This is a genomic window from Cohnella cholangitidis, from assembly GCF_014107495.1.
Classification (GTDB): domain Bacteria; phylum Bacillota; class Bacilli; order Paenibacillales; family Paenibacillaceae; genus Cohnella; species Cohnella cholangitidis.
The window spans coordinates 4829332-4848055 of record NZ_CP041969.1 but is presented as its reverse complement, the minus strand read 5'-3'; the positions used below and the strand labels follow the sequence as shown (position 1 = coordinate 4848055).

Sequence of the window (18724 nt, the reverse complement as noted above, 5' to 3'; positions counted from 1 at the left end):
CTTACCAAGAATCGACCTCGACGGTCGGGTGGAACAATACTTGCTTGTACAAAATGTTGTTCGGCGCCTTCAGGATGAACTCGATCAGCGAGGCGATGTCATGCGGCTTGATTAAGGCGTCCTTCTCGTGCAGCCATGTCCAGCGATCCCACCAGCTCGTGTCTATTCCGCCCGGGCACAACGTCACGACATGGATGTTGTCCTTCATCAAATATTTGGAGATCGCGTCTCCGAAGCCGTTCACGCCGAATTTGGTCGCGGTGTAGATGCCGTTATTGTTGTTCTTCGTATTGAGGCCCCGCGTTCCGGCAATGGACGAAATGTTGAAAATATGGCCGTACTGCTGCTTCATCATATAAGGAGCAACGTGCTTGGATGCGTAGATAACGCCCTTCAGGTTCACGTCGATGGTCATGTCGATATCTTCTTTGGTGATCTCCTCGAACGAAGTATCCACTCCCGCTCCCGCATTGTTGACAAGAACGTCGATCGTCCCCCAAGCCCGTTGAACCTCGTCTACCGCTTTTCCGATGCCGTCGTAATCGGTGACGTTCAAAGCGAACGTCATGCATTCCGCGCCCATTTGGGTGATTTCCTCCCGCAGGTTCTTGAGCTCGGCCTCGTTGCGGGCGATTGCCGCCACCTTCATGCCCAAGCTCGCGAAATGCGTGCAGACTACCCGTCCGAGTCCCCGGCTCGCGCCGGTGACGATCGCCGTTTTATTCCTTAAAGCGTCGCTCATGTTGTCGTCTCCTCCTGAATTTACAAAATGGTATAACCGCCGTCGATGACGAACACGCCTCCGGTTGCGTAAGTCGAGGCATCCGACGCGAGATACACGGCAATGCCCTGAAGCTCGTCGGGCATACCCGGGCGACTCATCGGAGTAAGCTTCATCCATTCCTGAACCATCGGGCCGTTCTCCTCGAAATAAGGAGCGGTCATCTCCGTCCTCATGTAACCGGGCGCGATCGTATTCACCCTGATGTTGTGCTTCGCCCATTCCGACGCCATGCTCTTCGTCAGCATGATCACGGCGGCTTTGGACGTGTTGTATGCGGCTTGGTACTGCGGAACGTTGGAGACGAGTCCGGACATGGACGAAATATTGACGATAACGCCGCTCTTCTGGGCGATCATGACCTTGCCGACCTCTTGGGAGACAAGGAACACGCCCGTCAGATTCACGTTCATGATCTTCTGCCAATCCTCTAGCCGCATCTCCTCGATGGGAACGTGAATGCTGATGCCGGCGTTATTGAATAGGGCGTCGATCCGGCCGAACCGGTCCATTGCCGCCGCGACCATCCGACGGATGTGACCTTGATCGGTCACATCCGCTTGAACGGCAATCGCCTCGACGCCTTCCATCGCGAATTCCTCCGCCGTTCGGCGGGCCGCATCCACATCGATATCCGCGATGACGAGACGGGAACCCGCTTGCGCCAAGCCCTGCGCCATCGCTTTGCCTAGTCCGGCAGCACCGCCCGTTACGAGGGATACCCGGCCGTCGAGACGGAATTTGTCGTTGACTTTCATGCGCGTTGTCCTTTCCTTACTTCAAGTATTGGTCTACGTTGTCTTTGGTCACGAGCTCGAACGGCACGAACACTTCTTTCTCGAACGATTCCTTGTTGATGATCTTAAGAGCCGTCTCCAGCGCTCCGCCGCCTTGCGCCGCCGCGTTCTGGAATACCGTCGCGTCCAGACGTCCGTCCTTGACCGCTTGCAGGGCGTCCGCGATCGCGTCCACGCTGACGAGCACGATGTCTTTCTTGACTCCGGAATCTTCCAGCGCTTTCAACGCTCCCATGCCCATTTCGTCGTTCTGCGCGAAGACGCCTTGAATTTGGCCGTCGTGCGCTTGAAGCCAGTTCTGCATCAAGGTCAGCGCTTTGTCGCGGTTCCACTCCGCGGTCTGTTCCGCGATTAGCTTCATGTCGGGATAAGCTTTCAGCGCTTCGACCGCGCCTTCCGTCCGATCGATTTCCGCCGATTGTCCCAGATGACCGTGCATCATGACGAGATTGCCTTTGGAGCCGAGTCTCTCGGCGAGATAATCGATCGCGATCTTCGCGGACTCTTGGTCTCTGGAGCCGACGAACGCGTCCGGAGCCGATTTCGTTACCGAGTTGACGTTGATGATCGGGATGCCCGCCTCTTTCGCTTTGTCCACCGCCGGAGACGACGCTTCGGCTTCGATAGGGTTAAAGATGATGGCGTCTACCTTCTGAGCGATGAACGTTTCGACTTGCTGGATTTGTTTATTCGGATCCTTCTGACCGTCATTGATTATGATTTTGACTCCGAGCTCTTTGCCCTTCTCTTCGATACCTTTAGCGAGCGTCGCGGTAAACTCGTTCGCCATGTTCAGGATGCTGACGCCGATGACGATTTTCTTGCCGCTGCCGGCTTCGCCCGCCGGAGAGCCTGACGCATCTCCGCCCGAATTGTCTTTGTCGTTGCCGCAAGCCGCCAGCATGAAAGCCAGCAATAGAACGAGGATCAAACTTGTGCTCTTCTTCATTTTTCATGACCTCCGATGGATGGTATGGTTTAGGTTAAAACAATGAACCTGCGAGTCTGAAGCGAATACTCAGGGTACCTTGCTCCGGCCTGTCCGGCCGCTGGATGCCTCTCAACACCTCCTACGCGTAGTCAACCGCCTAGCATCAGGATTTCCGGTCGATCAACAGCGCTCCGACGATGATCAAGCCTTTGATGATTTGCTGGTAATACGATGGAACGTTGAGCAAATCCAATCCGTTGTTAATAACCCCGATAATGAGCGCTCCGATGATCGTTCCCGTGATCCGGCCCGAACCGCCAGACAAGCTCGTTCCTCCGATAACGACCGCGGCGATCGCGTCAAGCTCGTATCCGACGCCGATGTTCGGCTGGCCGGTCTCGATGCGAGCCGTCTGGATGATGCCGGCAACGCCCGCTAATCCTCCGCACAGAACGTACACGTACAGCTTGATCCGATGTACGTTGATCCCGGATGCCCTGGCCGCTTCTTCGTTGCCGCCGACCGCATAGACATAACGGCCGAACACCGTCTTGTTCAGGACGAACAAGGAAATCAGGAAAATGACCAGCACGATAAGGACCGGAATTTGAATGCCCAGGAACGTTCCTCCGATCGCGTTGAAAGACGGAGAAAGGTTGGAAATCGGCCGCCCGTCGCTGACGACGAGCGCGCCTCCCCTGGCGATCGTCATCATCCCCAAGGTCACGATGAACGGCGCCAGCTTCCCTTTCGTAATCGTTATTCCGTTGACGAAACCGATGAGCAGCCCTCCGAGAATGCCGAGCAGGATCGGGATGAACAAGGCATCCCCGGAACTTGCGAACAAAGCGGCTAAACAGCCGGTTAACGCGACATAGGAGCCGAGTCCGAGATCGATTCCGCCGATAAGAATGACGAAGGTAACTCCGATTGCCAGAATCGCATTGATAGAAACTTGGTTAAGTACGTTGAGCAAGTTGCGCTCGGTCATGAACACCGGGGACATGGAGGCGAATACGGCGCATAGGAGCACCAATGCCAACAATAGCCCGTATTTTCTTAACAGGTCGCCTGTGAACGTTGCTTTAATCGTTTGGCCCATATGAACGACTCCCTTACTTTTGCTTCTCAAACGCCCTTACTTTCCGAAAGCGTGCGCCATGATTTTTTCTTCGCTTGCCTCTTCCCGCGTCAACTCGCCCGTGACTTTCCCTTCGTGCAGGACGACGATCCGGTCGCTCAAGCCCATAATCTCCGGGAGCTCGGAGGAAACGACGATAATCGCTTTCCCTTGATCCGCCAGCTGCGAGATCAGCTTGTAGATTTCCGATTTCGCGCCGATATCGATTCCTCTCGTCGGTTCGTCCAGAATCAACAGATCGGGATTGCCCAGCAGCACTTTGCCGATGACGATCTTCTGCTGATTGCCGCCGCTCAGATTGCCCGCTTTCTGCTCGCGCGTCGGCGTCTTGATCGCGAGATCTTTAATGATGCCGTCGGCGATCGCTTTCTCTTTCGCGTCCGACACGACCTGATAACGCGCGCACAGCCGGAAGTTCGACAGCATGATGTTCTCTTTCACGGACAACTGCAATACCAAACCGAGCGTCTTGCGATCTTCGCTGACGAGTCCGATTCCATGGCGCATGCCGTCCTTCGGCGATCGGATCGCGGCGGCGTTGTCGCGTATACGGATTTCGCCGCTATCGCTCCGGTCCAAGCCGTAAATACAGTTGACGACCTCCGTTCGGCCGGAGCCCATCAAACCGGCGATTCCGAGGATTTCCCCCTTGCGGACCTCGAACGACACATTCTCGAATACGCCCTTTTTCGTAAGATTTCGAACCGACAGAACCGGCGCGCCGTATGACGGCGTTCGCCGAGGAAACAAGTCGGTCAGTTGCCGTCCGACCATCATCGCGATCATCTGATCGATATTCGCGCTTGCGATCGGCTGCGTGCCGACGTAAGTCCCGTCCCGCAGCACCGTGAATTCGTCGGCGATGCGGAAAATCTCGTCCATCTTATGGGAGATATAGATAATAGCGACGTCCCGCTTCTTCAGCCCTTCGATGATTTTGAAGAGGCGTTCGACCTCCCGGTCCGAGATCGCCGAGGTAGGCTCATCCATTATGATGACGTCCGACTTATAGGAGATCGCTTTGGCGATTTCGACCATCTGCCTCTCGGATACGCTCAGATCCTTCATGAGCGTGCCGGGATCGATTTTGACCCCGATCAGGCTCAAATAACTTTGCGTATCCTCGCGCAGCTTCTTCCGATCGATGACGCCCCACTTGTTCTTAGGCTCGTTGCCGAGGAACAAGTTTTCGGATACGGTCATATTGGGCACGTACGATAACTCTTGATGGATCATCGAGATGCCCGCATCGATCGCGCTTTTGATGCTCGTATGCGCCAAGCGTTCGCCTTTGAACACGATTTCCCCTTCGTATTGCGTATACATTCCGATCAGTATTTTCATCAACGTGGACTTCCCGGCGCCGTTCTCCCCCATAAGAGCGTGAACGGTTCCTTTTTTAACCGCGAGGTTTACGTTTTTCAATGCATGAACGCCCGGAAAAGTTTTCGAGATATTCCTCATCTCCAACACGTTCAAGTCTGCACTCATGTTCGCATCACCCTGTCTGGAACGGATTCGGCACGGCGGCTGCCGCTTGCCTAATCGAATTCTAAATCCGGTCGGCCGTCATGACATTTCGATTTTTTCCGATTGTCGTTCTAAATTTGTCTGTTGCGCGATCCGATCGGCCGGCTCTATATGTATTTTTGGACGTTGCTTTCGTTTTTGTCGGGATTCCCCAAGAGGTACTGGCGAGAAGGCGAAAATGTGTTACCCTATTCAAGATGAGGACTATCGCGGAGGTGCGAGGAATTGCGGAAGACATCCATTGTATGGACCATCATGAGCTTGTTGCTGCTTCCCGCTTGCTTCGGCGGAACGGCGAACAACCCTTTGCCTACCGGCGGGACTCCGGTTGCGAGCGTTGCCGCGAATCCGGACGAGGCGCGTCCGATCAGGCTAGGTTTTACGGTTCTCGGCAGCTTCGAGTTTACGGATATGATTAAGGACAAATTAGAGGCGGAAGTCGCTTCGCGGAAAAATATCGAATTGTACTCTTATGAGGGCCATGCGAACGCCGAGCAGCAGCTTGCGGACGTCAAAGACATGATCGCCAAGGACGTCGACGTCATCATCTTGAATCCGGTTAACGCCGCCAAATCGGACGTCGCGGTCAAGATGGCCGTTGACGCGGGGATTCCCGTCGTTGGAATCAACACGATTCCGGATACCGACCTACTGACGACCTATGTCGGTTCCAACGATATTCAAGCCGGCGAAATTCAAATGCAATTCATCGCGGAAAGCTTGGGCGGGGAAGGAAACATCGTTATTCTTAGGGGTTTGGCGGAGCAATCGTCCCAAATCCAGCGGGCAAGGGGAATACTGAACGTCCTCGATAAATATCCGAATATCCACGTGCTCGAAGACGTGTCGGCCAAATGGTCGAGGAACGAAGCTTATGAGCTTATGAAAGACTGGCATGAAAAATACGGCGACAAAATCGACGCCGTCGTCTCCCATAACGACGGGATGGCGCTCGGGGCGCTGGATTACTTGAAGGAAGCCGGAATCCGCATCCCGGTTATCGGCGTGGATGCCATACCGGACGCGCTGCTGTCGGTCAAAGACGGACAATTGACGGCTACCGTGTTCCAGGATGCGATCGGGCAAGCCAAAATGGCCGTTAACCTCGCGATCAACATCGCGCAGAACGGCCAAGTGGCGAAGAGTTATTTTATCCCCTACAGGCTCGTAACCCAGGAGAACGTCGATTACTTTACCGCGATCCGCTAACCCGATTCGTTCCAAGAGACCGTCAGCCGCCGTTCGCTCGCTGGTATTCTCCCGGCGGCAACCCGGTCATCTTCTTGAACAGAACCGTGAAATAAACGGGATCCTTGATGCCGACCAGCTCGGCTACGACGGAAGGGCGCAATTCGTGATCGACGAGCAGCCGTTTCGCCTTCTCCATGCGGATGTGATTCACGTATTTCTTGAACGTCCATCCGGTCTCGTTCTTGAACAATTCGCTGAAATAAGTACGGTTCAGGTAAAACTTCTTCGAAATGGATTCCAGCGTAATATCCTCGAAATAATACTGCTCGATATATTTTTGCGCTTGGGAGATCATCTGCCTCGATTCGCCCTGGTTGCGTTTGGACGCCGCTTCTCCGATCTGCACCGCCAGAACGAGCATCTCCTTCTGAAGGCCCGCGGAATCCGATACGCGCTCGAGCAGCCCGGAAAGCCCGGGCATCCTTTGCCTCATCGCCTCGGGATCCACGAACAGCCTGTCCAAGCTTTGCTCCAACGCGTAATAAGCTACGGCCGCCGCTTGTCTAGGCGACATCTTCTTCTCGAACAGAGCTTGAATGAGCTCCGTCAACTCCCTGACGTTCCTCTCCTCGATCGCTGCGACGAGCGCTTCCGAATCCAACTCCGAAGCCATGTCCTCCACCCAACGATCGTCTTCGTTATCGGCCATGTATGTTACCTGCGCCTGCTCCTCCGTCCCTGGCTTCGGCTTCGCGCCCGGGAAGTCGGCATGCTCCATTGCTTGGCGGTAAATCAGTCCGGCGGATCGAAGAGATTGGAAAGGTTGGGTAACGAGCAATTGGGCTTGGATTTTTCCGAATTGCCTCATATTGTCCAGAATGCGCTCCAATCGAGGATTCCAGTCGGCGATCTCGTTTTGCGAATCCATGTCGCGCGGCAAGCCGATCAAGATGACGTACTCACCTTCCTTGTGCTCGTGCGGGAAGCATTGGACCGGTTCCGACAACGTGTCGTTCACGATATTCTCGAACACGAAGAAGACTAAATTCGACTCCTCCAAATAACGGGACTTAACCTTCGCGTAATCCAGGATACGAACCAAGATCATCAAATAGCCGGGATAATCGAGGAGTATTCCTAGATGAGCCAATTTATCCGCGGCTTGCAACGCCGATTGCGGCTTCAGAATTCGGTTTAGGAATTGGTGCTTAAGCAACGGAACCGCTTGGTTCAGCAGCATGCCGTTAGAAATGTTCTGCCTGCTCTGTTCCAACTCGTAACGGATCGATTGGATCGTCTTGCGAAGCGTCTTCTCTAAATCTTCCTTGATGACGGGCTTGAGCAAGTAATCTTCCGCTCCGTTCCTCAGCGATTGCAGAACGTATTCGAAATCGGAATATCCGCTTAGAATAATGACTCTGACTTTCGGGAATTGCTCCTTCAGAATCGGGAGAAAACGGTATCCTCCCATGCCCGGCATCCGCATGTCCAGCAGCACGATGTCGGGCAAGTCCTTCTTCATCATCTCGAGGGCTTGCTCCGCGTTCTCCGCTTCTCCCGCGATTTCGATCGGGAGCTCGATACCGCGCAGCTTCCCGATCAGGCTTCGCCTGACTCCGATTTCGTCCTCTACCACCAATATCCGAACCGCGAAATGCTGCTGCATGCTTGAACCCTCCATTATTTTGCCGGTATGGCGGGAAAACGAATCGTAATGGCCGTCCCCTCTCCCTCAACGCTGCGAATGGCGAAATCCAACTGGTCTCCGAATAAAATCCTTAATCTTAAATACACGTTCTTCAATCCGACCTTCCGCCCGCCCGCGGGTTCGTAGAAGGTCGTATCCGATTTATGCTTGAACCGTTCGAATTCCTCCAATGCTTCCGGATCGAACCCGGTGCCGTTGTCGACGATCCGAATGACGATCCAATCCTTATCTTTCTTCACTTCCAGGAGCACGGTCGCTTGTCCCAGTTTTTTCTCGACCCCGTGTTTGACCGCGTTCTCTATAAGCGGTTGGAGCGTGATTTTCAATATTTTGAACGGGAGCGCCTCCCGATCGATCTCCTGCTCGACTTGAAGCTTGTCCTCGAAGCGGCTCTTCAAAATCAGGAAAAAGTTGTTGCAATTGTCGATTTCCTCCGCGATCCGGACTTCCTCCGACTTCAAATCGATGTTGTAGCGCAGCATTTTGCTAAGCGATTGGGTAATATCCGAGATTTGCGTCACCTGCTCGTAATCCGCGATTCCGCTGATGACCTCTAACGTGTTGTAAAGGAAGTGAGGATTGATTTGCATCATGAGCGCCTTCAGCTCGGCGTCTTTTTTTATGCAGCTCCATCTCGTACTGCGTCTTTACCAGTTGTTTGATTCTACCTAGCATGGACTCGAAGCTCTTGCTAAGCAGCCAAGTCTCGAGGTTCGATTCGCTGATCGGGATGTTCGTCGTCAACCGGCCGCGTTCCACCTGCTGCATCGCTTTGCTTAATTGTTTGATCGGCCGCGAAATGTAGAGCGACAGCACGAAAGACAAACCGAATACGAGAAGGATCGAGAGCAGCATAATCCAGATCGTAATATTGCGAATGGAATCGACTTGGCTATTAATGATCGATAGAGGAACGGAGCTAACCATGTAAGCGTCCTTGTTCGGCATGATGCTCGTCAATACCATGTTGTCCCGATCGACCGTCTCGACGTCTTCCTCTCCCTCGGAAGCAATCGACGCGGTCATCTTCGCCAACCAAGACGGATCGGCGTTTTTTCCGATTTGCATCCGGTCCGTATGGTACAGGATTTTGCCTTCCTTGGAGATGAGCTGAATGGTGCTTCCATCCCTCTTCTCGAACGGTTGGAACAAAGCCGCGAAGGAATCCAGCTCCTTATCGAAGCTGATATAACCCATTCTCTTGCCGCTGAAAGGGTTAATGACCGGTTTGGATGCAACCAGGCTCATCAGCCCTTCCCGGTTGATCGGGTGAACGTCGAAGATCAGCTTGTCTTCCCGATTGTCCAACATCGCGTTGCGCCATAAGAGATCGGCTTCCGAATTGTAGGAATACACCTGATAGGTTTCCTTGTTAAAGGCGCTGCTAATAAAATGACCGTTGTCCGAAAATACCCGAATGCTGAGGAAGTTCCCCGTCGCTTCGAACGTACTGTGCAAGTAATCGTTGATTTCCATGATGTTTTCCACGATGAACGTATCGAAGAAATATACTTTTTCGTTCAAGCGGATATTGTTGTTCACCATCTGCGAGGCGAACTTGTTGGCGTCGATCTCGATGTTGTGGAAATACAGCTCGTAGTTGCTGACGATCTCCTCCATCAACTGCTCGTTGCTGTTCTTGACCTCCTTGGTGATCGTAGCCGAGGAGACCCGGAAGGTGATGTAGCCGACGATGACGATCGGGATGAGCGTAATGATCATGAAAGTGAAGAACATCTGAAATTGTATGCTCTTCTTGTTAAGCACTCGGTTTAACAGGCTGTGCAGGATCTTAGGGATCACCGGGCATGCTCCTTTTGCTTCGAACTGCGCCTAACGTCAACCATTTCGTCTCCGCGGCGCCTAATCCTTTTAACTTTTTTCGGATCGGGATATGAATTATTACAAATTGATTGAAAGTTGCTTGCTGATTCTAGTATAGGGGATTACCGGCGGAAGAGCGGAAAAAAACTACCGACCCGGCGTCGGTAGTTTTTTGCAAGATAACTAAATTGTAGTTTTCGCGGAACGAGGAAGCTCCATTCCGGAAGGTTTCCTTGTACCGTTGACGATCACGATACCCCCTACGACTAACGCCAGAGCCGCCCATACGAACAGATGAAGCTCTTCGCCGAGGATGCCGGCCGACAAGAATACGCCGAAGACGGGGATCAGGAACAAATACATCGAGATGCTTCCGACTTTGTTGTATTTCATCACCGTATTCCACAGCACGAACCCTAGCGCGGACAATATCGCGAGATACAGCAGCATCCACGCCGCGGATGCCGTGAATTCGAACGGCATCGCCCCCGCTCCGATCGCTCCGATCGCCAGCAAGGCAACGCCTCCCAGCAACATTTGGCATGCGGTCATGTAGAGAACATCCAACTGTTCCGACGCCTTCTTCGACAATATGTTGCCGAGAGCCCCGAAAAACGCCGCCAGCAGCAAGCAAATCTCCGCTATGCCGAATTCCAGGCTTAACGAACCTTTGGATATCCCGACTAGAACGACACCCGAGAATCCGATAATCAGGCCTACAGACTTGCGAGCGTTGATTTTGTCGCCTGCATACATGTAATGCGCCAACAAAATTTGGAAGAAGGAGGTCGTTCCCGCGATAATCGCCCCGGTCACGCCGGACGATCCGCTCATCCCGTAATAGAAGAAAATATATTGGAGGAGCGTTTGGAACAAGCCGATTTGCCCGACTCTGCCCAAAGTTCCTTTCTGATAGGAGATTTTTTTGCCGATCAGCTTCATGAACAGCAATATGAGAAGGGACGCCAGGAAAAACCTGTACCCCGCGAACAGGATTTGACGGTAAATATCGTCGCTCCCGATTCCAAGCTCCGCGTAGCTAAGCTTAATGAACGGATACGCGCTTCCCCATAACGCCGTCGCTCCTACTGCAGCTCCTATGATGCCTAGCGGGTGTGTGAATATTTTCTCCGTTGCGAGTTTCATTTGTTGTTGTCTCCTGTATGGCGATGCATGAAAATCATTATAGAATTTATACGCGGAACTGGCTAGTTCATTTAGTCGTGGGGGAGGGAGGCAGCTCATTTGTGCGTGCTTATAGTCGGATTTTGCGACTATGGCGAGCCTGTCGCCCATCTGCGCGCCCTTATTGTCGGTTTTCTATTTAGCCCCCTAATCCCTTTGGACACTTTCTCCAACTCAAAGTAAACTTAAATGAGTGGGGGAAATGTTCGTGAAGAGACGTTTTCATTGTACGGAAGAGTTGAAGAAGGAGTATGTGGCGTTGGTGGTCTCCGGATATCGAACGGAGCATGTAGCTAGGGAACACGGGATGTCTCCATCAACTCTTCAGAGATGGGTACGCCAATATTGGGATGAGGTGCAGGCTGAGATGGTCAAAAAGAAACAGCAAGTAGATCAGATCACTAAAGATTCTCAAGACTTGCAAAAGAGATATGACCAAGCCATGAAGTTGCTTGGAGAGAAGGATTTGGAGATCGCCATTCTCCGAGACCTGGTAAAAAAAACGAATCCACAGTCGACACCCGACTCGAAGTAGCGCTACCCTGGATTGCTGCCGGTTACCCCGTGAAAACGGTGCTCCGTATTTGCAAGGTACCGCGCTCTACGTATTACTATCGCCTACAACATCCTACAATTACGCCAGCAACTCGTGGCGGCCGGCCCGTTCCGGGATACTCTTGGAACCACCGTGGAGAGAAGATTTCGGATGCGCGAATCAAAAGCTACATTCGCCATCTGCTCTCCCAAGAAGAAGAGTCTTGTTATGGCTACCGCAAGCTTACGTTGTGTCTTAGAAGGCAGTACAAGCTGCGTATCAACAAGAAGAAGGTTTACCGTCTTTGCAAGTTGCTAGGCGTCCTGCAGCCTCAAAGAGAGGTGAAGAACAGTGTGCCTCGCAAGGTAGCGAACAACCGCGTGGTGACTGGACCCAATCAGCTATGGCAAATGGACATTAAGTATGGGTATGTCACCGGCCTTCGTCGACATTTCTACTTAGCCAGCATTATAGACGTGTATGACCGCGGCATCGTCACACATTTCAGAGGCAAATCATGCGATACCAAGGCGATCCTGCAGTTGGTCCAGAAAGCACTTCTGAAACGAAACGTGCATGTAGACGAGCATCGGCTCGTAATACGCACGGACAATGGTCCGCAGTTTTGTAGCCATGCTTTCCATGCATTTTCGAACGAAATGGGCTTTGAGCACGAACGCACGCCTAATCGCACACCCAACAAAAATGCATATATCGAATCGTTTCACAGTGTCTTAGAACGAGAATGTTACCAGAGAAATGTCTTTGAAACATACGAGCAAGCTTTTGCCGTTGTGGACCGATATATTCGTTTTTACAACGAAAGGCGGATCCATGGAAGTCTCCAAGATCTGTCCCCAGCGGAGTACCTTAGCAAGCATCTAAATGGACTCATTAAACCGCGGGAAATCGCGCTTTAATACGATAGAACCTGAAATTGGACGAGAGTGTCCAAACTTAGGGGGTTGAACCGTTTTTGCGACTATGGCGAGGGTGCAGCTCATTTGTGCGTGCTCATAGTCGGTTTCTGCGACTATAGCGAGCCTATCGCCCATCTGCGCACGCTTATAGTCGGTTTTTGCGACTATGGCGGGGGTGTCGTCCATTTGCGCACGCTGACAATGGCGAGAGTGAACGGCTTGAGTGCAGTAATGGCAGAATAGGTAGCGCCCATCACGCATGATAGGGTTCGCCAGAGCGTCTTTTTCAAAGTGATAACGGCATGCGATACCGCTATTCGCGATCTTAGCTCGTGTTTCTATACAATAACGGCATCCCATACCGCTATTTGGCATGATTGCGGGAAAATGATGCTGATCGCAAGAAATAACGGTACGCCGTACCGCTATTCGTCAATCAAATTGCATTTCGCGAAAATAACGGCATCCCATGCCGTTAACGTAACAAATTCAAGAGCGCCGCCACGCAAACAAAACCCGACGATCAACATCGGCGGGTTTCATTCCGGCAGCCTCGCTACCCCTTATGCGAAATACCCGAACCGCCGCCGGAAGGGTTGCTTTCCAGCTCTTTTTCCCGCCGAAGGATCTCCGCCATCGACGTGTTCAATGCGGCTTGCGGTCCTGGGAAGTTTTTCCGGTAATAGGCGAAATCCATAATGATCAGCAACACGACCATTCCGCCTAGCGCGTACCCGGCCATCTCGTTCGGCGGGATGACCATGATAACCGAGATAAAGACAATCCATAGAATCGCCAGAGCGCCGATAAAATCGCTGTATTTTCCAAGATGCCACGGTCCTAGATGCTTCGCTTGGAATTTCCCTTGCGCCTTGGCGATCATCTTCAGCACGATCGGAATTCCGTATGCGACATACAAGCCGACGACGCTAACCGCGGTCATAAAGGCAATGGTCGTATGGGTTGTGCCGGGATTCGCCTGCTTAATGATGTAGTCGACTAACGCGAGCAGGAACGACAGAATGACAGCAAGCCAGATCGCTTTAGCGGGAGTACGGAATTTCTTGGAGATTTGCGCCCATTGCTTGCTAAGAGGCATTCCTTTGTCGCGGGAGAAGGCGTACATCATCCGAGAGAAGGAAGTGATCGAAGACAAACCGCAGAACCACATCGCCGCGGTTACCAGCCACAGAATGACGTTTCCGAACGTGCCACCTAGCGCTTCGCTGATGACATAGATGAACGCATTGTCCGCGCCCGTCGCCGCTCCGGCATCCTTGATGGACAGCGTCACGAAGGCGAGCATAATGAATCCGAAGAAGAACGAATAGGCCACCGACGTGAAAATCCCCCAAGGCGCGCGGACGCGAGGATTAACGGTCTCCTCGATCGTATGCGCCGATGCATCGAAGCCCGTGAACGTCCATTGCGCTTGCAGCAAACCGATGAGAAACGCGAACATATATGGCTTGTCGGAGAACGTCTCCCCAACCTTGAACAAATAATCGACGCTGTTCAAGCTGCCTTTGGAGAAAAAAGCCAACGATACTACGAGCACGAGTACGATGACGATATGATACCAGGCGGAGAAGTCGTTCAACCTGGAGACGCTGCGGATCCCGATGTGGTTAAGGATGCCGTGGCTTAACAGAATGACCGCAAAGCAGATCAAGATCGTCGTTTCGGTAGAAGCGTAACCGAACACGTCCGACAAGAGCGGATCGGCGAACAAAGCGACGGAATAATCGATTCCGGCGACGATGCCGATCTGGCCGATCAGATTAATCCATGCGGTATACCAACCCCAGCGCTTGTTTCTTAAGATGGACGCCCAATGGTACAGAGCCCCGGCCGTCGGAATCGCCGAAGCGAGCTCGGCCATCGATGCCGCGACGATCATGACGAATAGCGCGACAAGCGGCCAACCGAAGCCCATCATTCCGGGACCTCCGTAAGTCAGCCCGTGTCCGTACAAGGACACGCTCCGGTAAGGATGGAAATAATGGAAAACGAAATCGCAAAGTTAGAAAAACCGCCCATGCTGCGAAGGAGCTCCTGCGCATAACCGAACTTGTTCAAGTCCTGTTTGTCTTTGTCATGGTGATGGGTTTGAGTACTCATACCGTTACCCTCCTCGGCATTTTCTACTGCCAACGTCACGCGGTTCTAGTCCTTATCAGGCGTTAGATTTATTTCCCGATAAAGCTTTCATGCTTGCTTTCATCGAAATTTCTTACGTTGTTGCCCGCAAGACGAACGATCCAAAGCGCAAACAAACACGTGACCGCGATCAATGCGATACCGATTCCCAGTTCCATCCTCCCCCACCTCCTCTGCCGTTGGTTAATCCGCCATCCCAAACCTCCCAAACAAACTCCTGCTTCCCGATGCCTCTACGGCTCCTACAACTCCAAATGGATACCGCTAGTCTTCTGCTCCAGCATGTTATGTACAAGAGTTCCGATGTACGCTCCCGCTTCCACCGGAGGCGTGCCTCCGGGATGGATGTTCGAGATGACCGTGCGGTCGCTTTCCACCGTTCCTTTGCGCGGTCGATAACAGAGATAGGCGCTCATCGATTTGGAGGATACGAGTCCCGGCCTCTCCCCGATCAAGAGCACGAGAACGTCCGGCTGCAGCAGCTCCCCGATATGATCCATGACGGCAACCCTTCCCCCTCTGACGAAAAAAGGAGTTCCCGTCCGTAAACCGTAAGCTTCCAACGAGTCTAACAACGAGGGGTACACGTCCGGCAAATTGGCCTCGATCGCGTTGCGCTTAACCCGTCCGATACGACGATCTGTACTTGCGGATGCAGCACGCATTTCTCGAGGATATGCGCCTCTCCCTCCTCGGTCACGATCCGTCCCATGTCCGGTCTTTTCAAATAGTTTTCCGTATTGCCGTATCGCGTCTCCACGGTGAACAATTCGAATCGCGACAACAGCTTCCCGTTCACTTCCCCGTAGATCGAATCTATAGCGGCCGCGTGATCGCAGCGAAATTTCAACATTTCCTTCGTCAATGGCCTTGTTCCGGTTCGCCAAACCCCGATGCGCGCGGGCGTGCTTTCGATCAGCTCGGCGAGCCCTTCCTCCCATTTCGGCTCGGGTACTTTAATCGTCGCTATATGAGAATTGGCCGCGGTCGAGTAATCAGTTGCTTCTGTCGAATCCGCAGCATCGTCCTCTATTGTTCTTGTTTCCCCGGTAGTAGCCTCGGAAGCAAACTTCTTTTCCAGCTCCGCCATCACGCGATCGACGAATTGTTCCAATTCGATGGATGGATTCATCGTTCATCTCCTCCCGACCGCTCACATCATCGATCACATGAATAAAGTTGGATCTCCGGCTAGCGGGGTTAACCGTCCGTTGTCCATGATCCCCATCTTGTTAAGCCACTTTTCGAATTCCGGAGCCGGCCTTAGGCGCAACGTCTCGCGGAGCGTCGCGATGTCATGGTAGCTCGTGGATTGGTAATTCAGCATGCAATCGTCCGCCATCGGCGCTCCGATAATGTAGTTCACTCCCGCAGCTGCGAGCAGTACGGCGAGGTTATCCATATCGTTCTGATCGGCCTTCATATGATTCGTATAACAGACGTCCACGCCCATCGGAATTTGCTGCATTTTCCCCATGAAGTGATCTTCCAAGCCCGCTCGGATCACTTGTTTGCTGTCGTATAAGTATTCCGGGCCGATAAACCCGACTACCGTATTCACGATAAAAGGCTTGTATTTCCTCGCCAATCCGTAGCATCGCGCTTCCAGCGTGACTTGGTCGATTCCGTGGTGCGCTTCCGCGGACAGCTCCGAGCCCTGACCGGTTTCGAAATACCATAGGTTGGGACCTGTTCCGGTCCCTTCGCGGCCAATCAGCTCATCCGCCTCATCTAGCAGCGCCTCGTCTATCCCAAAGGCACGATTGCCGTCCTCCGTCCCCGCCAAGCTCTGGAATACCATATCCGCCGGGGCGCCTTGGCGAATGGCTTTCATCTGCGTCTTGATATGCGCCAGGACGCAATTCTGCGTCGGAATGCTCCACTTCTCCATCTCTTCCTTCGTTGCGTGCAGAATGCTCTTCACGCTGTCCGCCGAATCGATCACGGGATTGATTCCGATGACCGCGTCCCCGATTCCATAACTTAGCGCCTCGAACAGCGAAGCTTTGATCCCCTGAATGTTATCCGTCGGATGATTCGGCTGCGCGCGACCGGACAGAATTCCTCTCTGTCCGATCGAGATGTTGCAATGCGTAACGACCTCGATTTTCGCGGCGGCCTGCACCAGATCGAGATTGCTCATGAGCTTCGCGCAAGCCGCCACCATCTCGCTCGTCATCCCTCGCGAAATCCGGCGAATCTGATCGTTCCCCGTATCTTGCCTCAGAATATACTCGCGCAGCTCGGCGACGGACCAATTGCGGATTTCTCCGTATATTTTCTCGTTAACCGCATTCTCGATCACCCTGGACACTTCATCTTTCTCGGGTGGAAGCAAAGGGTTATTGCGGATATCGGAGAGCGTCAGATCCGAGAGAATCAGCTTCGCGGCCATCCGTTCCTTCGCATCTTCGGCGGCGATTCCCGCCAGTTGATCCCCCGACTTCTCCTCGTTCGCTTTGGCGAGCACTTCCTTTAAGCTCTTCAACCGGTACGTTCTGCCGAGCACCGTCGTCGTTAGATTCAACCGTCGTCACCCCGTTTCGCTAGGGAAAGCGAGCGTCTTCACGACAACGGGAATCGTCATCCCCGAGACCGGCTCTCCCAGATCGATATAATCTCCATGCTCCACGCGCACCTGATCGATGCAGATCACTTTCGGCCTCTGTCCGCAACGCCGTTGCAACGCCTGCCCCAGAGCTTGGGCAATGTCTCTCTCGCACAGAACGACCATAACCCCGCTGTTCGGAAAATCGCGCGCGAATCGCGATTGCAACCGATCCGCCAGATTTTGAAGAGAACTATAGTCCATTGCCCTGAAACCAGTTATAGCTAGAGCAAAAGGCGGGTCGGCTTCCGAATCGTGCAATCGCAAAGCCAAGCTCATCGTTGCTTCTAACTCGGCATCGAACCCAGACCCCGTTAGCCACCGTTCGTCACCCTCGGAAAACATCTCCAGCTTTAAAACCGGAAGGTTGCGAATCGGGAGCAGCTTCGGATCCAGGTGAACGGTAGCCCCGCCGATTTCCGTGCTTTGCATGCCCGCGCCAATGACCGTAGCTCTTACCGTTTCGTCCGCTTCGGCGATCCGCAGCGAGCTTGCGGCCATGCATTCCATAAGCGCATAGGCCAGAAGAGGCCCGATGTCTTGATGGATCGCCGTCTCCGCCAGATTATCGGGAGCCGCCCGATCCCGAATGAGCCTGCCGATCCCGCCCGATACCATCCACTCTTCGATCTCGGGCACTCGATCCAGCGGTTTGCCAACGATCAATCCGTGATTGCTTAAGTTCCAATCGGCTAAAGCGTCATTCCCGCCGAGGAAATAACTCAGCATAGATCGGCTTAGCGCGTAACAAATGTCCTTCAGTTGGGTGAATGTCGCGACGGTTCCCGTTTCGATAAGAAATCCGTTCATCCGTAACCATGGTCTAATCGAGGGGGCAATGTACAGGATCTTCCCCGTCCCGTCGAGCCGGATCAACTTCCCGCCTACATGGAACGTTACCGTTCCGATCGTTTTCCCGCGCTTGAAAATCGCGGCGTTCGCGGTTCCGCCGCCGATATCGATATTGACGGCCGCGCCCCGAATCCGATTGGAACGCCGGTCCGCCCCGGCCCCCTTGCCGGCCAAATACGCTTCCAGATCGGCTCCCGCGGCAGCGACGACGAAATCTCCCGCCCTCTCGGCAAGGCGATGGACGATCGCCTTCGCGTTCGTCTTCGTTGCCGTTTCTCCCGTGATGATAACGGCACCCGATTTCAGATCGCCTTTGCCGATACCCGCCTGATCGAGCTCTCCCGATACGATGGCCCATACGCGATCCGCGTCGATCGCATTTTCGCCGACCAGCGGGGTACCGTGGATCGGACTGGCATACAGCAGCTCGCGCTCGGCGATTTCATACCGGGGTAAGCTAAGCGCGCTGGAAACCCGGACGAGCTTCAGCCGACTGACGATCAGTTTCGTCGTGCTCGTGCCGATATCGATTCCCGCGCTCGTAATCCACGAACCGTCCAT

General features: G+C 53.3%; 18 protein-coding genes and 1 pseudogene. 4 read left to right on the top strand and 15 right to left on the bottom strand.

All coding sequences use genetic code 11. From position 1 onward, the window contains the following. Position 1 precedes the first annotated feature (1 nt). The 5 genes from FPL14_RS22365 to FPL14_RS22345 form a co-directional block, all read right to left on the bottom strand. The gene (locus FPL14_RS22365) at positions 2-742 is read right to left on the bottom strand and encodes an SDR family oxidoreductase (RefSeq protein WP_182299830.1); all 741 of its coding nucleotides are present in this window, start codon (positions 740-742) and stop codon (positions 2-4) included. A 20-nt stretch (positions 743-762) separates the two neighbouring features. Continuing rightward, positions 763-1539: an SDR family NAD(P)-dependent oxidoreductase gene (locus FPL14_RS22360; protein ID WP_182299829.1), complete on the bottom strand. Its 777-nt coding sequence runs from the start codon at positions 1537-1539 to the stop codon at positions 763-765. A 16-nt stretch (positions 1540-1555) separates the two neighbouring features. Further along, positions 1556-2527, bottom strand: coding sequence for a substrate-binding domain-containing protein (locus FPL14_RS22355; protein WP_182299828.1), 972 nt, complete (start codon positions 2525-2527; stop codon positions 1556-1558). Between the two features lie 145 nt (positions 2528-2672). Beyond that, entirely contained in the window at positions 2673-3611 is a 939-nt protein-coding gene (locus FPL14_RS22350; RefSeq protein WP_182299827.1) for an ABC transporter permease, read from the bottom strand. A 36-nt stretch (positions 3612-3647) separates the two neighbouring features. After that, a complete protein-coding gene (locus tag FPL14_RS22345; RefSeq protein WP_182299826.1) occupies positions 3648-5141 on the bottom strand; it encodes a sugar ABC transporter ATP-binding protein in 1494 nt (497 codons plus the stop codon). Between the two features lie 264 nt (positions 5142-5405). Here FPL14_RS22345 and FPL14_RS22340 point away from each other — a divergent pair, with 264 nt between their 5' ends. Next, positions 5406-6389 carry a substrate-binding domain-containing protein gene (locus FPL14_RS22340; protein WP_182299825.1) on the top strand — a complete coding sequence of 328 codons (984 nt, stop codon included), beginning with the start codon at positions 5406-5408 and terminating at the stop codon, positions 6387-6389. A 22-nt stretch (positions 6390-6411) separates the two neighbouring features. On the opposite strand, the gene FPL14_RS22335 is transcribed toward FPL14_RS22340, so the two are convergent. The 4 genes from FPL14_RS22335 to FPL14_RS22320 form a co-directional block, all read right to left on the bottom strand. Further along, positions 6412-8037, bottom strand: a complete 1626-nt coding sequence (locus tag FPL14_RS22335) for a response regulator (protein WP_182299824.1) — start codon at positions 8035-8037, stop codon at positions 6412-6414. Between the two features lie 14 nt (positions 8038-8051). Continuing rightward, positions 8052-8672: a sensor histidine kinase gene (locus FPL14_RS22330; RefSeq protein WP_182299823.1), complete on the bottom strand. Its 621-nt coding sequence runs from the start codon at positions 8670-8672 to the stop codon at positions 8052-8054. Beyond that, positions 8566-9882: a sensor histidine kinase gene (locus FPL14_RS22325; protein ID WP_182299822.1), complete on the bottom strand. Its 1317-nt coding sequence runs from the start codon at positions 9880-9882 to the stop codon at positions 8566-8568. Before FPL14_RS22325 ends, FPL14_RS22330 begins: the two co-directional genes overlap by 107 nt. 204 nt (positions 9883-10086) lie before the next feature. Continuing rightward, positions 10087-11049 carry a DMT family transporter gene (locus FPL14_RS22320; RefSeq protein ID WP_182299821.1) on the bottom strand — a complete coding sequence of 321 codons (963 nt, stop codon included), beginning with the start codon at positions 11047-11049 and terminating at the stop codon, positions 10087-10089. Positions 11050-11296: 247 nt separating this feature from the next. On the opposite strand from FPL14_RS22320, the gene FPL14_RS22315 reads away from it, so the two are divergent. The 3 genes from FPL14_RS22315 (at position 11297) to FPL14_RS22305 (ending at position 12786) form a co-directional block, all read left to right on the top strand. Continuing rightward, complete coding sequence (locus tag FPL14_RS22315; RefSeq protein WP_182299820.1) at positions 11297-11623, top strand: transposase; 327 nt, start codon at positions 11297-11299, stop codon at positions 11621-11623. 29 nt (positions 11624-11652) lie between these two features. Then, complete coding sequence (locus FPL14_RS30835; RefSeq protein WP_182299819.1) at positions 11653-12543, top strand: IS3 family transposase; 891 nt, start codon at positions 11653-11655, stop codon at positions 12541-12543. A gap of 84 nt (positions 12544-12627) precedes the next feature. Beyond that, entirely contained in the window at positions 12628-12786 is a 159-nt protein-coding gene (locus FPL14_RS22305; RefSeq protein ID WP_182299818.1) for a hypothetical protein, read from the top strand. A 313-nt stretch (positions 12787-13099) separates the two neighbouring features. Here the strand turns inward: FPL14_RS22305 and FPL14_RS22300 are convergent, their stop codons facing one another. From FPL14_RS22300 to FPL14_RS22285, 6 genes and pseudogenes are all read right to left on the bottom strand, one after another. Continuing rightward, on the bottom strand, positions 13100-14482 hold the full coding sequence (locus FPL14_RS22300) for an amino acid permease (protein WP_229263619.1): 1383 nt from the start codon (positions 14480-14482) through the stop codon (positions 13100-13102). Positions 14483-14499: 17 nt separating this feature from the next. Further along, a complete protein-coding gene (locus FPL14_RS30070) occupies positions 14500-14664 on the bottom strand; it encodes a hypothetical protein (protein WP_229263618.1) in 165 nt (54 codons plus the stop codon). 68 nt (positions 14665-14732) lie between these two features. Continuing rightward, positions 14733-14861 (bottom strand): hypothetical protein, encoded by a 129-nt coding sequence (locus FPL14_RS30380; RefSeq protein WP_267875384.1) that lies wholly within the window; start codon positions 14859-14861, stop codon positions 14733-14735. Between the two features lie 84 nt (positions 14862-14945). Next, positions 14946-15835: pseudogene (gene eutC, locus FPL14_RS22295) on the bottom strand (ethanolamine ammonia-lyase subunit EutC). Positions 15836-15868: 33 nt separating this feature from the next. Beyond that, positions 15869-17230 carry an ethanolamine ammonia-lyase subunit EutB gene (locus FPL14_RS22290; protein ID WP_182299817.1) on the bottom strand — a complete coding sequence of 454 codons (1362 nt, stop codon included), beginning with the start codon at positions 17228-17230 and terminating at the stop codon, positions 15869-15871. A gap of 6 nt (positions 17231-17236) precedes the next feature. Further along, the gene (locus FPL14_RS22285) at positions 17237-18724 is read right to left on the bottom strand and encodes an ethanolamine ammonia-lyase reactivating factor EutA (protein ID WP_182299816.1); all 1488 of its coding nucleotides are present in this window, start codon (positions 18722-18724) and stop codon (positions 17237-17239) included.

Coding starts and splice junctions, on each gene's coding strand:
- FPL14_RS22345 (WP_182299826.1), bottom strand. CDS start 5,141: ATGAGTGCAGACTTGAACGTGTTGGAGATGAGGAATATCTCGAAAACT.
- FPL14_RS22300 (WP_229263619.1), bottom strand. CDS start 14,482: ATGATGGGCTTCGGTTGGCCGCTTGTCGCGCTATTCGTCATGATCGTC.
- FPL14_RS22320 (WP_182299821.1), bottom strand. CDS start 11,049: ATGAAACTCGCAACGGAGAAAATATTCACACACCCGCTAGGCATCATA.
- FPL14_RS30380 (WP_267875384.1), bottom strand. CDS start 14,861: ATGGAACTGGGAATCGGTATCGCATTGATCGCGGTCACGTGTTTGTTT.
- FPL14_RS22360 (WP_182299829.1), bottom strand. CDS start 1,539: ATGAAAGTCAACGACAAATTCCGTCTCGACGGCCGGGTATCCCTCGTA.
- FPL14_RS22365 (WP_182299830.1), bottom strand. CDS start 742: ATGAGCGACGCTTTAAGGAATAAAACGGCGATCGTCACCGGCGCGAGC.
- FPL14_RS22335 (WP_182299824.1), bottom strand. CDS start 8,037: ATGCAGCAGCATTTCGCGGTTCGGATATTGGTGGTAGAGGACGAAATC.
- FPL14_RS30070 (WP_229263618.1), bottom strand. CDS start 14,664: ATGAGTACTCAAACCCATCACCATGACAAAGACAAACAGGACTTGAAC.
- FPL14_RS22355 (WP_182299828.1), bottom strand. CDS start 2,527: ATGAAGAAGAGCACAAGTTTGATCCTCGTTCTATTGCTGGCTTTCATG.
- FPL14_RS22330 (WP_182299823.1), bottom strand. CDS start 8,672: ATGATGCAAATCAATCCTCACTTCCTTTACAACACGTTAGAGGTCATC.
- FPL14_RS22350 (WP_182299827.1), bottom strand. CDS start 3,611: ATGGGCCAAACGATTAAAGCAACGTTCACAGGCGACCTGTTAAGAAAA.
- FPL14_RS22285 (WP_182299816.1), bottom strand. CDS start 18,724: ATGGACGGTTCGTGGATTACGAGCGCGGGAATCGATATCGGCACGAGC.